11 protein-coding genes are annotated in these 13240 nt (G+C 37.3%); 4 read left to right on the top strand and 7 right to left on the bottom strand.

All coding sequences use genetic code 11. The features are described 5' to 3' along the window. Positions 1-19: 19 nt before the first annotated feature. A complete protein-coding gene (locus F3G75_RS02545) occupies positions 20-1126 on the top strand; it encodes an FtsW/RodA/SpoVE family cell cycle protein (protein WP_149716434.1) in 1107 nt (368 codons plus the stop codon). Between the two features lie 37 nt (positions 1127-1163). Here F3G75_RS02545 and F3G75_RS02540 read toward each other — a convergent pair whose 3' ends face one another. The 4 genes from F3G75_RS02540 to F3G75_RS02525 all read right to left on the bottom strand — a co-directional run bounded on the left by F3G75_RS02540 (position 1164) and on the right by F3G75_RS02525 (position 5183). Beyond that, positions 1164-2441, bottom strand: a complete 1278-nt coding sequence (locus tag F3G75_RS02540; protein ID WP_149716433.1) for an aminotransferase class V-fold PLP-dependent enzyme — start codon at positions 2439-2441, stop codon at positions 1164-1166. A 69-nt stretch (positions 2442-2510) separates the two neighbouring features. Continuing rightward, a complete protein-coding gene (thiE, locus tag F3G75_RS02535; RefSeq protein WP_149716432.1) occupies positions 2511-3116 on the bottom strand; it encodes a thiamine phosphate synthase in 606 nt (201 codons plus the stop codon). Then, entirely contained in the window at positions 3109-3855 is a 747-nt protein-coding gene (locus tag F3G75_RS02530) for a hydroxymethylpyrimidine/phosphomethylpyrimidine kinase (RefSeq protein WP_149716431.1), read from the bottom strand. The genes thiE and F3G75_RS02530 overlap by 8 nt, the downstream gene beginning before the upstream one ends. After that, the gene (locus F3G75_RS02525; protein ID WP_149716430.1) at positions 3852-5183 is read right to left on the bottom strand and encodes an aminotransferase class V-fold PLP-dependent enzyme; all 1332 of its coding nucleotides are present in this window, start codon (positions 5181-5183) and stop codon (positions 3852-3854) included. The genes F3G75_RS02530 and F3G75_RS02525 overlap by 4 nt, the downstream gene beginning before the upstream one ends. 110 nt (positions 5184-5293) lie before the next feature. On the opposite strand from F3G75_RS02525, the gene F3G75_RS02520 reads away from it, so the two are divergent. Genes F3G75_RS02520 through F3G75_RS02510 form a run of 3 tightly spaced genes read left to right on the top strand, consistent with a single transcriptional unit; the run spans position 5294 to position 7775 of the window. Next, the gene (locus tag F3G75_RS02520) at positions 5294-6130 is read left to right on the top strand and encodes a DUF234 domain-containing protein (RefSeq protein WP_149716429.1); all 837 of its coding nucleotides are present in this window, start codon (positions 5294-5296) and stop codon (positions 6128-6130) included. Beyond that, on the top strand, positions 6127-7110 hold the full coding sequence (locus F3G75_RS02515) for a sensor histidine kinase (protein WP_149716428.1): 984 nt from the start codon (positions 6127-6129) through the stop codon (positions 7108-7110). The genes F3G75_RS02520 and F3G75_RS02515 overlap by 4 nt, the downstream gene beginning before the upstream one ends. Before the next feature lie 2 nt (positions 7111-7112). Next, the gene (locus F3G75_RS02510; RefSeq protein ID WP_148821395.1) at positions 7113-7775 is read left to right on the top strand and encodes a cysteine hydrolase family protein; all 663 of its coding nucleotides are present in this window, start codon (positions 7113-7115) and stop codon (positions 7773-7775) included. Here the strand turns inward: F3G75_RS02510 and F3G75_RS02505 are convergent. The 3 genes from F3G75_RS02505 to F3G75_RS02490 form a co-directional block, all read right to left on the bottom strand. After that, a complete protein-coding gene (locus F3G75_RS02505) occupies positions 7772-8446 on the bottom strand; it encodes a DUF6882 domain-containing protein (protein WP_149716427.1) in 675 nt (224 codons plus the stop codon). The genes F3G75_RS02510 and F3G75_RS02505 overlap by 4 nt on opposite strands. Positions 8447-8461: 15 nt before the next feature. Further along, positions 8462-12079, bottom strand: coding sequence for a DNA polymerase III subunit alpha (gene dnaE / locus F3G75_RS02500; protein ID WP_149716426.1), 3618 nt, complete (start codon positions 12077-12079; stop codon positions 8462-8464). Positions 12080-12388: 309 nt separating this feature from the next. Then, a complete protein-coding gene (locus F3G75_RS02490) occupies positions 12389-13240 on the bottom strand; it encodes a universal stress protein (RefSeq protein ID WP_021091781.1) in 852 nt (283 codons plus the stop codon).

Here is a 13240-nt window from a genome sequence, read left to right as displayed (position 1 = left end):
AAAAATTAAGGTTTGCTTCTTGATAAAACTAGATCGGCGTATTTTAACACATTTTGATTTTATTCAGCCGTTTTTAATAATCCCAATCATAGCCATCTCTTACATCCTAGTTTCCGAAGCAAACGACGTTTTAGCAAACAAACAGCTTGTATATTTTGGTATCGGATTTGTTTCATTTTGTGTCGCATTTTTGTTGCCCATTAGGCGTATAGACTGGATCATTCCTATGTTTTACTGGGTCTGCATCGTGTTACTTTTAAGCGTCGATCTCTTTGGCGTTAGCAAGCTAGGAGCCAAACGCTGGCTAGAAATTCCCTTCGTTCACTTCACACTTCAGCCATCAGAGCTTATGAAGCCAGCATTTTTGCTGATGTTAGCCTATCTCATTAAACAGCGTCCTCCAGAGCCTAATGGATACGGAGTAAAAGATTTTCTAAGACTTAGTTTTTATATACTTTTACCATTTGTGCTCATCATGAAAGAGCCTGATCTTGGCACTGCGCTAATACTTTTGATAGTTGGCTACACCATCCTTTTTGTCATCGGAGTAAATAAGAAAATTTGGATCACCATCATCCTTGCGATAGGCTTTTTGGCACCGGTTTTGTATGAAAATTTACATGACTATCAGAAAAAGAGAATTCACGATTTTATCGCTGAAGAGCCAAGTTACCACGTCAAACAAAGCATCATCGCCATAGGTAGTGGTGGGCTCAAAGGCAAGCCAAAAGATGAGGCGACACAGACGCACTTTAAATTTTTGCCAATCGCCACTAGTGACTTCATATTTGCCTACAATATCGAGCGTTTTGGTTTTTATGGTGCTCTTCTTTTGCTTGGGCTTTATGGCACGCTAATTACGCATCTTCTTAGCCTAAATTATAGCCTTAAGAATGATTATTTCACGCAAGTTACCGCCACTGGCATAGCAGCGCTCATATTTGTCTACGTAGGGGTAAATGTCTTGATGACGATCGGTTTTGCACCAGTTGTGGGCGTACCACTGCCATTTTTTAGTTACGGCGGAAGTAGTTTTGTTACGTTTATGGTGCTTTTTGGAATTTTGCAAAATTTGCTAACTTTTAGATTTGATAGAACTTATAGCTTTATAAAAATTCACTTCTAAAATTTTCTCTGCAAGTATCAAGCATATAGTTTTTACTCTATATTTCTTTGTGTTTTTTGATGCAAGATTTTATGGCATTTATAAGATATTTTATATCCTCTTTTGTATGCGTGTAGTGAATGCTAACACGTACCCAGCCAGGCTTTTCGTCAAAAATGGCATTATCTTTTAAATTAAGCAAATCATGTCCATACGGTCCAGCGCAATCACAGCCTGCACGCGTTTGTATGCCAAATTCGCTACTTAAGCTGGCAGCAAAATCATAAGGAGAAACACCTTTTACATTAAATGCAAAAATAGGCAATCTGTCTAAATTTTCAGGGCAATAATTTATCACCTCATCTATCTTTTCTAGCTCTTTGCAAAACATCTCGCCTAGCTCACATTCAGCTGCTTTTATATTATTAAGTCCGATCTCATTTCTTAGCTTGTAGGCTAAATTTGCACGCATTAGCTGCATTATCGGTGGTGTGCCGCCCTCTTCTAAATTTTCAACTTCATTAGTAAAAATATGTGATGTCCTGCTTACGTACTTGACTGTGCCTCCTGCTGCAAATGTAGGCAAATTTTTACAAAGCTCTTTTTTGACAGCCAAAAGCCCACAACTCCCAACTCCCCCAAGTAGCTTGTGAGGCGAGAGAAACAGTGCGTCAAAATATCTGCAATCAACATTTTCATAAGCACTAAGAGTGGCCACGTCAAGAGCCAAAACGCCATTATATTTTTTGATCAGCGAGTAAATTTTTTTATAATCGGTTTTAACGCCAGTGACATTTGAGGCAGCGCTAAAGCTAGCTATTATCTTTCTTTTTGCATTTTGCTTTAATGTATTCTCAAGCATCGCATAATCTATCTCATTATTTTCATCAAGCTCTATACGTTTTATATCACAAAGCCCTTCTCTTAAGCTAACTTCAACGGAGTGATGCTCATAAGGGCCAATGATCGCTAATGGCAAGTTTAAATTTCTTAAATTTGCTTCGCCAATCAAAGCTCTTGTAGCTGGTGAGATATAAATTCCCACTATCTCCTGAAATTTCTTTATCGCAGCCGTTGCTCCTTGACCAGTCGCGATAAGATAAAAGCTATCATCAAGGCCTAATAAGCTTTTTAACTCAGCCCTTGCATTTTCATAGCATTTTTGCGTTAACGCCGCGCTTGAACTACTATCTGAGTGAGTGTTTGCGTAGGTTTTTAAAAATTTTAAAATTTCATCTTCAATGGGCTTGTAAGCAAGACCTGAAGCTGTGTAGTCAAAATAGTAAAGACCCTCTTTTAAAATGATATTTTTTCTTACTTCATCGATATTTAGCAATGTTTTCCTTTTATTTAAAGCAGGGATTATAATTAAATTTTCATAAAAATCTTGCAAAACAAGTATCTTTTAAAGCAATAAATTTCTTTGTAAATTTTCTATATTTTTCTTTATTGCACCATCTTTATAGATAGCGGATATTAAGGCGACCATGTCTGGCTTTACTTTAGCGACACTTGCAATGTTGCTAGAATTTATGCCCCCTATGACACACACTTTCATTCCCATTTCTTTTGCTTGTGATATAGTTTGGGCCTTGCAAAGTGGCGCATTTGGTTTTGTTGGACTTTTAAACATCGCTCCAAAAGCCACATAGCTAGCACCATTTTGTTTTGCCTTAATAGCAAGCTCCAAGCTATCATAGCAGCTAACTCCCACGTAAGCATCATCTCCTAAAATTTCAAACGCCTCTTTTATGCTCGCATCATCTTTTCCTAAATGCACGGACTTTGCCCCTATATGAGCAGCAAATAAAATATCATCATTTACGATAAATCTAGCTCCAAATTTTTCGCATAGGTTGAAAATTTCACTAGCTAGCCTCTCATCTTTGGGTATTTTTTTAGAGCGAAATTGAAAAAATTTCACCCCACACTCTAAAATTTCTTTAGTATATTGCAAGGCTAAATTTTCAGGCATCAACACATCGTCGCTAATCGCGTAAATTTCAATCACTTATGCCAACTTTATGATTTAGTAGACGTTTGCCAAATTTTGTCGTAATTGCATTTTTAATAGCATTTAAAATGTATTTTTTGGCTAGTTTTATGGCCTCTTCTTTGGTGTGCCCATTTGCCAGCAAGCAGGCCAGCGCACTTGCAAAGCTGCATCCAGCCCCATGCATGATCTCTGGTTTTATTAGTGGCTCTTTAAATTTAATTACGTCACCATTTTTTTTATAAAGAGTATCTTCACAAATTTCTGCAACCATGCTTCGCTTTAAGATCATATCGCAAGGTAAATTTTTACTATCAAGCTCCAAAACTTTGGCTTCATCGATATTTGGCGTAATAATGTCTGCGAATTTAAAAAGCTCTTTTAAGCTTGCTATCGCATCATCTTCGAGAAGCTTTGAGCCTGATTTTGCTACGCAAACTGGGTCTATTACTATTTTAATGCCTTGCTTATGAAATTTTTCAAGCCAAGCACCAACGCAAGATATAAGCTCTTTATTAAAAAGCATACCAACCTTTATGGCATCTATGTTTAGCTCTTCATCTACCATTTTGATCTGCTCATTTAGATTTGTAACATTTGTAGCAAAGATATTGCTAACGCCATTTGTATTTTGTGCTGTAAGAGCCGTGATAGCCGTCGCTGCGTAGCAAGAAAACGCCTCGCATGTCTTAATATCAGCCTGTACGCCAGCGCCACCAACACTATCACTTCCTGCAATGATTAATATATTTTTCATCTATCTCCCTTGCAACCTGAAATTTTATCAACACTAAAAGGATCATCGACTTTCCAACTGCTTGAATACTTTTTAATGCTATTTTTTAATGCATCTACTAAATAATCTACGTCTTGTAGCGTATGCGTATAGTGAAGTCCAGCCCTTACCCAGCCTGGCTTGTGAGTAAAGAGTGCATCTTCTTTTAAATGAAGCAGATCATGTCCATATGGCCCAGCGCAAGAACATCCTGCACGCGTTTGAATGCCATATTCTTTGCTTAAAACTTTAGCTAGTTCATAAGGCGAAACACCAGTCACATTAAAAGAAAATATCGGCAAACGCTTTACGTTATTTGGATGGTAGCAGGTAAGCTCAGGAATTTCTGCTAGTCTTTTTTCCAAATACTCTCCAAGCTCGCTCTCTTTTTCATATATTGTCCCAAATCCTATCTCATTTCTTAGCCTATAAGCTAAATTTGCCCTTATAAGTCCTAAAATAGGCGGCGTACCGGCCTCTTCTAGCTGCTCACTATCTTTTACAAATATAGCATAGTTTTTGCTGACATAACTTACCGTTCCGCCACCAGCAAATGTCGGCTCATCTGAGTATGCAAGTATCTTTTTTATAGCAAGAAGCCCACAACTCCCTACTCCACCAAGTAATTTATGAGGAGATAAAAAAAGAGCATCAAAATAGTCACAATCAATATTTCCATAAGCACTAAAGCTTGCAGCATCAAATGCCGCAATGCCACCATAAGATTTTATAAGAGTATAAATTTTTCTATAATCGCTCAAAACCCCAGTCACATTTGAAGCTACACTAAAAGTTGCAATAATCTCACGACCAACATTTATCCTTAAAATTTGCTCCAAATGATTAAAATCGATTTCTCCATTTTTATCAAGCCTGATACGTTCAACCTCACAAAGTGCTTGCCTAAAGCTTATCTCATTTGAATGGTGTTCATAAGGCCCAAGCACTACAAGTGGAGAATTTTCATTTGGCTTTAACGCATATCTTTTTTTTAATGCTGGTGGTGCATAAATGCCTAAAATTTCTTGAAATTTCTTTATCGCACCAGTAGCTCCATTGCCACAAGCAAAAAGATAAAAGCTCTCATCAAGTCCTAGCAAGCTTTTTAATTCACGTCTTGAATCTTCATAAGCTTGAGCGGTTTTATAGGCATTTGATGAGCTGATAGAGTGTGTATTTGCGTATGTTTGGAGTATTTTTGCCATCTCATCTTCGATAGGTTTATAAGCTAGTCCTGAAGCTGTAAAGTCAAAATAATAAATACCATTTTTTAAAATTATATTTTCTTTAATGTGCTCTAAATTTACCAAATCACAACCCTTATTTTTTGCGTATCATTATAGATTACTTTAGCTAAAATATACTACAATGCCCAAATAAAGGAGCCAATATAAAAGCTTTAAAATCAACATTTGAGCGAATGAAACACCTTGATATAAATGAACTTATTAAATTTCATCTCGTCTTTGATGAGTTTGATTTAAAGCACTCATATTATGATGTTTTTGAAGCGATTGAGGCTGAAATTTTAAACAATTTCTTAGCCTTGATGCCAAAATTTTACTTCGAATCCGATACAAACGATGCTATAAAATCTGCCCTCATAAAACTCGCACGAAGCGATAGAAAAAAATTTAACGTACATAAAATTTTACCTCAAAGCCTAGCTAGCAAAGTCTACGCAAAGCTTTTTGAAAAGAATTTTTTACTGCTTGAAAAAAGTAGAGAAGTTTTACCAAAAAGATCAAAAAACCAAATACTAAAAAAAGAAGAAAGGGGCTATAAAGTTGAGGATAAAATACATTTTAATAGCCATTTTTCAAGGTTTTGGTTTAGATTTATAGAGCCAAATTTAAATTTACTAAAAGCTGGCAAAAATGATGAAATTTTAGCCATCATAAAAAAAGAATTTGACGAGTATGCAAGCCTTGGATTTGAAATTTTATGCGGTGAACTCATGGCAAAAAAATTTCTGATTAATGGCATATTTTTAAGTAGCTTTTGGAGCAAAAATATAGAGCTTGATATGCTATTAAATATAGGTGGCAAGATCATAGTCGGCGAGGCAAAATACAAAGAGAGAAAAGTTTGTAAAAATGTGCTAAATTTACTATTAAAAAAATGTGGAAAACTAAATATCAAGCCAGATATTATTGCTCTTTTTTCAAAGAGTGGATTTAGTAGCGAGCTAAGAAATCTAAAGGATGAAAGGCTAAGACTTTATGAAATTAGCGATTTTGAGGAACTTTTAAAATGAACGAACACGATATCCAAGCTGGCTTAAAAAGCCTGATAGAGCAGACTTATCTGATAGAAAACGAATATAAAAATTTAACATCATCTTATGCAAACTTGCAAAATTTCATTAAAGATATTGTGGAAATTCTGCCAAATGCTATCTGGGTGTTAGATGAAAATGATGAGATTTTTTTACAAAACTCAGAAGCAGTAAGACTTGGTAAAATTTTTAAAGAGATACCAAAAAAAGAGGGCGAGATAAATGTAGATGGGCAAATTTATCTTTTTAAAACAAGCTCTAAAGACAATAAACTAATAATCTCTGCAACAAATATAACAGTAGAAAAACGCACCGAGCGTCTTGCCTCGATGGGTCAAGTAGCAGCTCACCTAGCCCACGAGATCAGAAATCCGGTAGGCTCTATCTCACTTTTAGCTTCAACTCTACTTAAAAGAGCTGATGAGCGCACAAAGCCTATCGTAAATCAAATACAAAAAGCTACATGGCGAGTCGAACGCATAATCAAAGCCACTCTACTTTTCACAAAAGGCCTTAACATAAATGCACAAATTTTTGACTTTTCGCAGCTTAAAAAAGAGTGCGAAGAGGCTATAAATTTTTACGACTATTCAAAGGATATTAAATTTAGCCTAGAATTTCCAGATGGCAAATATATGGGTGATCTTGATCTACTAGCCATTGTCTTTCAAAATATTTTATTTAACGCCATTGATGCCATCGAAGAGAGCGATGATGATGAAGGAGAGATCGTTTTAAGCTACGAAAAAACACCAAGTGAGCATAAATTTATCGTTTACGATAGTGGCGAGCCTATCAAAGACAAAGCCATAGTTTTTGAGCCATTTAAAAGTAGCAAGCTAAAAGGAAACGGCCTTGGACTGCACCTTTGCTTGCAGATCATAGAGGCTCACAAAGGCAGTATAGAGATCACACTAAATCCAAAAACATTTTGCATAAATTTACCAATAAAGGAGTAAGAATGAACATACAAAACGAACTTGAGACATTTAAAAATTCTCTTCAAACGCTTGACTTGAGAGAAATTTCAAATGATGGAGCAAAAAACGTTGCATTTATCTGTATTGATATGATAGAGGCTTTTGCTGGTAGCGGCGCACTCTCTAGTCAAAGAGTAGCCGACTTATCAAAAGGGATCGCAACACTTTTTGATAGAGCGTGGAAAGATTTTGGCTTTAGAAATTTTATCCTTATAGAAGATAGGCACACCAGTGATTCAAAAGAATTTGAGACCTTTTTACCTCACGCAGTGCTTGATACAAATGAGATAAAAACCATAAAAGAGATAGAAAGTCTAAGCTTTTTTAAAGAGATCAAAGCATTTTATAAAAACTCTTTAAGCATTGCATTTAATAAAGAATTTGAGAAATTTTTAGAAGAGCATCCAGAACTAGACACCTTTATAGTCACTGGAGATTGCACTGATATGTGCGTTTATCAGTGTGTTAGCTATCTTAAACTACGAGCCAATGAATACAATAAAAAAGCAAGAGTTATTGTGCCGTTTGATCTTACGCAAACATATGACATACCAGGACATAATGGCGATTTTTACCACGAGATGTTTTCTCTTCATATGAAGCTAGCACTTGGTGCTGATGTGGTAAAGAGTATTAAATTTTAAAGCTTACTTGAAATATTTATGAGCCTATTTAGCTCGTCAAATTTAAAGCTAAGCTCGTATTCATCTGATACGATTTCATTAGGACTTTCGCTAAATTTCATATCACAGCTTAGCAAAAGTCCTTTGACAAAGATTTTGTGATCTAGTTCGTAAGTGCTTAAACACTCATTTACTACACTCAAAAGCTCATTTGCCAGCACTGGCTCTTCAAAGACCACATCTGATCTAAAAGCCACATACGCAGCTCCGCCCTCGTACTCTATCCTATAATAATTTTGTTCATCAAAAGCGGCGCAGAGGACCATACTAATCGTGTGACCATTAAAATTTTCATCTAGCTCAAATTGTGGCGTACTAAATGCGCTAAGCCCAAATTTCTCGCCAAACTCACGTGCTTTATTTGCAAGCTCGAGCAACTGCTCATCAAAGCCATTTATATTTTCATAACCCCAAAGCCACGTATTTGACGAGAAGCTTTCAGAGCCGATAAACTGCATGTCAAACTCACGCCCACCAAAGTAAATTTTGCCACTATCAAAATCGACCTGCCAGTTGCTACCTTCAACAAGTAGCTTAAATGCACGTTTTTGAAGTAATGTCGCTTTGCCAACACATGCGCTAAAAAGCTCGCTCCAGTTACTTTTATCTACGCCAAGCTTATCTAAAAACATCGCTTCACCGAGGTCTTAGCAAGCTATTGCTTGAAGTACTTTTTCTTTAAAGCTGTCATTTACAACAAATTTTGTCTTATAGACAAAAATTTGAGCCGTATTTTCATTTTTTATCTTAATAACAAGGCGTTTATCGTTGTTCGTGCCACTTTTTATATGTTCGTTATAGCCAAGATTATAAAGATTAGTGATCTTATCTTTGCTAAGCTCACTAAGGCATAAAAGTACCTCTAGCTCAGCATATTCTCTTGCTCTTTGAGGCGTGCTGGCTTCTTCATTTTTAGAAAATTTAGAGTTTTGTTTTAGCTTTCTTGTCTTAAAGTCTAAAATTTGTGCATCTTCTAGGCTATAAACCTCGTTTAAATTTGTCCTTACAAATTGATCATCTTTTGTGATATTTATCCTAAAAGTATAAGGCAGGTCGCGTTTTGCTTCATCTTTTACTATATCTTCGATATTGCCAAGCTCTCTTTCAAAGACTGCGATCTCGATATTTCCATGAAAATCAAGCACATTTATAGTACCCATTTTCTTGCCACTTTTGGTTATCCTTGTGCTAAAGTCTTCGATCTTGCCAACGACTAAAATTTCAGCACTTTGTGGCAAGCTCTCAAATTCTGAGCTTAGAGTGTATTTTATCTTGTTGATCTCGTCTTTATAATCATCAAGCGGGTGGCCTGAGAGGTAGATACCAACGCTCTCTTGCTCAAATTTTAAAATTTGCTTGATGTCAAATTCATCATTTATCGTGACAAAATTTATCTTCACATCGTTCATGCTCTCATCTTCGCCAAATAAACTCTCAACTGCATTTTTACGGATCTGCGCAGCACTTTTGCAAGCTTCTATGATATTTTCTACATTTTGCATAAGCATCTTGCGACTAAAGCCAAACTCATCAAAACATCCAGCTTTTATGAGGCTTTCAAAGACCTTCTTGTTTACTTTAAATGGATCAATCCTTGAGACAAAGTCGTCCATACTCTTAAACTCGCCATTTGCTTCACGCTCAGTGATAATGTTTTCAATAGCCGCTCCACCAACGCCTTTAATCGCACCAAGCCCAAAGATAATGCCGTCATGATCGCCATTTTTAACGACGCTAAATTCTTTAGTTGATTTATTGATAGATGGTGGCAAAGTGTCTATATTTATGCGTTTTATCTCATCAATATAGCGAACGATCTTATCGACGTTGCTCTCTTCGCTTGTAAGAAGTGCGGCCATAAATTCAGCCGGGTAATAGGCCTTAAGATAAGCCGTCTGAAATGTGACGTAGGCGTAAGCTGCGGAGTGAGATTTATTAAAACCATATCCTGCAAATTTTACAATTAGCTCGAAAAGATCGTCTGCTTTTTGTCCATTTAGCCCTTTTGCCTCAGCACCTTTTACAAACTCGCCCTTTAGCCTGTCCATCTCTTCTTTGATCTTTTTACCCATCGCACGGCGCACAAGATCCGCCCCACCGAGGCTAAAGCCGCCTATGGCTTGAACTATTTGCATAACTTGCTCTTGATATACGATGACGCCGTATGTTGGCGCAAGGATTGGCTCAAGCTCTTTAAATGAGTAGGTTATCTCTGCCTCGCCATGTTTTCTTTTGACAAAGTCATCAAGCATGCCACTCTCCATCGGTCCTGGGCGGTAGAGCGCTAGCATCGCGACGATATCCTCAAAGCAGTCTGGACGCAAGCTAGTTCCTAGTTTTCTCATGCCCTCGCCCTCGATTTGGAAAATTCCTATCGCTTGGCCACTTTGTATCATTTTATAAACATTAGAATCGTTTTTATCGATCTGCTCCCAAATGATATCCTTGTAAGTTCGTTGTTTAACGAGCTTTATGGCATTATCGATAACCGTTAGTGTTTTTAGTCCAAGAAAGTCAAATTTAATTAAATCCACATCCTCAAGATATTTAAGGCTATACTGCGTAACATATCGATCTTCTGGGCTGTTTGGCTGGCGAAATAGCGGAGTTTTGTTCCACAGCTCCTCATTTGAGATAACGACACCTGCTGCGTGCTGACCGGCGTTTCTGTTTAGTCCCTCAAGATCAAGAGCAAATTTCCAAATTTTAGCTGCCTTTGGATTTTGGCTGATGAGCTCAGCTATCTTTGGCTCTTTTTCATAAGCATCTTTTAGTGTAATGCCTAGTTCATCAGGTATTAGCTTTGCCATCGCATCGGCTTCAGCATAAGGCATATCACAAACCCTAGCAACATCTCTAATGACACCTTTTGCAAGCAATTTACCAAATGTAATAACGCCAGCAACGTTAAATTTTCCATATTTTTGCGTAACATAGTCGATGATCTCGCCACGCCTACTTTGGCAAAAATCCACGTCTATATCTGGCATGCTGACACGCTCTGGGTTTAGAAACCTCTCAAAAAGTAGGTTGTATGGGATTGGATCAAGGTCAGTGATCTTTAGCGAGTAAGCGACCAAGCTACCAGCCGCGGAACCACGTCCTGGACCAACTGGCACACCTCTACTTTTAGCCTCATTTATGAAGTCCCAAACGATCATCATATAGCCTGGGAAATTCATTTTATTAATTATGCCAATCTCTATCTCAAGGCGCTTTTTGTATTCGTCATGTAAATTTTCAGGGACAAATTTTAGCCTCTCTTCAAGCCCCTTTCTACATTCATATTCAAAAAACACAGCATCATTTTTAAAGCTATATCTATTTTCTGGCTCTGGAAGTATTAAATTTCTCTCTTTAGCATACTCAAGTGTAAATTTAAAATTTGGCGGAGTTGGATTGCCAAGTTTGATCTCAAGATTGCACTTATTCACGATCTCTTGGGTGTTTTCTATCACTTCAGGGATATCTAAAAATAGCTCACTCATCTGCTCTTTGCTTTTTACAAAAAACTCATGAACGCTGTGACGAAGTCGGTTTGGATCATCTAAAGTTTTGTTCATCGCGATACACATAAAAACCTCATGTGCGTCGGCTCGCTCTTTAAAAGTGTAGTGAGTATCGTTTGTGGCGATGACCTTTATGCCAGTCTCTTTGGCGATGCGCAAAATATCATCATCAATGCGTTTTTGATCGCCGATGCCGTGACGCATGATCTCAAGATAGAAGTCATCTCCAAAAATTTCTTTATATTCAAGTGCGACCTCTTTTGCTCTCTCATAGCCCTTTGCACCAAATTTCACATTGCGGTCGCTTAAATTTAGATGCCAACTCACCTCGCCCTGCAAGCAAGCAGAGCTACAAACCAAGCCCTCGCTGTGCTCTTTTAAAATTTTTTTATTTATACGAGGATAATAGTAAAAGCCCTCGATGTAGCTCATGGAGCTAAGATACATTAAATTTTTATAGCCAGTCTCGTTTTTGGCGATTAGTATAAGGTGAAAACGCTGCTTGGTGCTCTTATCATCAAGCTGCTCGCCGTTATGCACGTAGGCTTCGATGCCAATTAGCGGTTTTATCCCCTCTTTTTTCATCGCTTTATAAAAATCTATCGCTCCAAACATATTACCGTGATCAGTAATCGCCGCTGCTGTGTCACCTCTATCATGAAGCACGTGAGCTAGCTCTTTTATCTTGTTCGCTCCGTCAAGTAGGGAGTATTCGGTGTGTAAATGTAGATGTGTAAAGCTAGAATTTTTACTCATTTTTTATCCTTTTTTAATGAGTGGATTTTACAAAATTTTGGCTAATAAGGTGCTTGATGAAAACTTAATGGGAGCTTTAAAATTTATAGAATTTGTAGTTTGTGGATAAGAACGAAGCGCGCTGTCATCTGACGCACTATGCTATTAAGGTCTTGTAAAATTTAAAATTTATGAGCGAGTAATTTTGGCTCTAAAATTTAAGCTAAGCGGTCAGTGAAGCCAAAATTTAGTAGTCAATTCTTGCGAGTGAATGGAATTTAAAATCTATAAAGAGAAAAAGAATTAGATCGCGGACTAAGCCGCAATCCATTACAGATAAACTGGGATATTTGTATGTTCCAAGAAAAATCTTGAAGTGCCACCAAGCACCATTTCCATAAGACCATTTTCACCATATCTGCTAGCAACGATTAGATCAGCATTTCTATCAATAGCTGCTTTTAAAAGCGCTTCACCAGGTATCATCGTAGTAGCGATCACTTCAAAAGTGGCTGATATGCCATGAATTTTGAAGTACTCTTCAAGCTTTTTAAGATTTAGTTCAGCATTATCGCCAAGGCTTGCTTTTGAGGTAATGCACTGAACCTTTTTTGCCTTTTTTAAAAGATCGATCGAGCCTGTTAATGCTCTTGAGCTTTGCGTCGTGCCAGTCCAGCTAACAAGGATATTATCGGCTTTAAACTCACGCATTTTTCTAGGGATTACAATCGCATTTTTACCACTTTTTAAAACAGCTGACTCAAATGTACCAGTGATCTTTCCATCAAGTGGCACAGCAGCCACCACTAGATCGCAAAATTTACTCTCTTGCTCCACTATCGCACTTCTTTTGCCACTGTGAATCGTAAAATTTGCGGTGCAAACATCTTCAATAATTTCACTAGTTACTTTTATGCCAAGCTCAGCACAAATTTTATTGAAAATTTTCTCATTCTCTTCATGCTCGACAGCTAGTTCAGATTTAGCTGATTTTAGAAATTCTTCAAAAAGCACTCCTCCACGAAGCGTCATTTTCATATTATAAACTACGCTTGGATCAAGCTGGCAAGTCATAATTTCCATGTGTGTGTTAAACCACTGAGCAACCTTTAGGGCACCATAAATTCTTGGCTCGATATCGTCTCCAGCTCCTATTGGAAAAAGCAACTTTTTGTATTTCAT

The sequence above is a fragment of the Campylobacter concisus genome, from assembly GCF_902460705.1.
In the GTDB taxonomy this organism is placed as follows: domain Bacteria; phylum Campylobacterota; class Campylobacteria; order Campylobacterales; family Campylobacteraceae; genus Campylobacter_A; species Campylobacter_A concisus_Z.
This window is presented reverse-complemented; position numbering and strand designations above follow the sequence as displayed.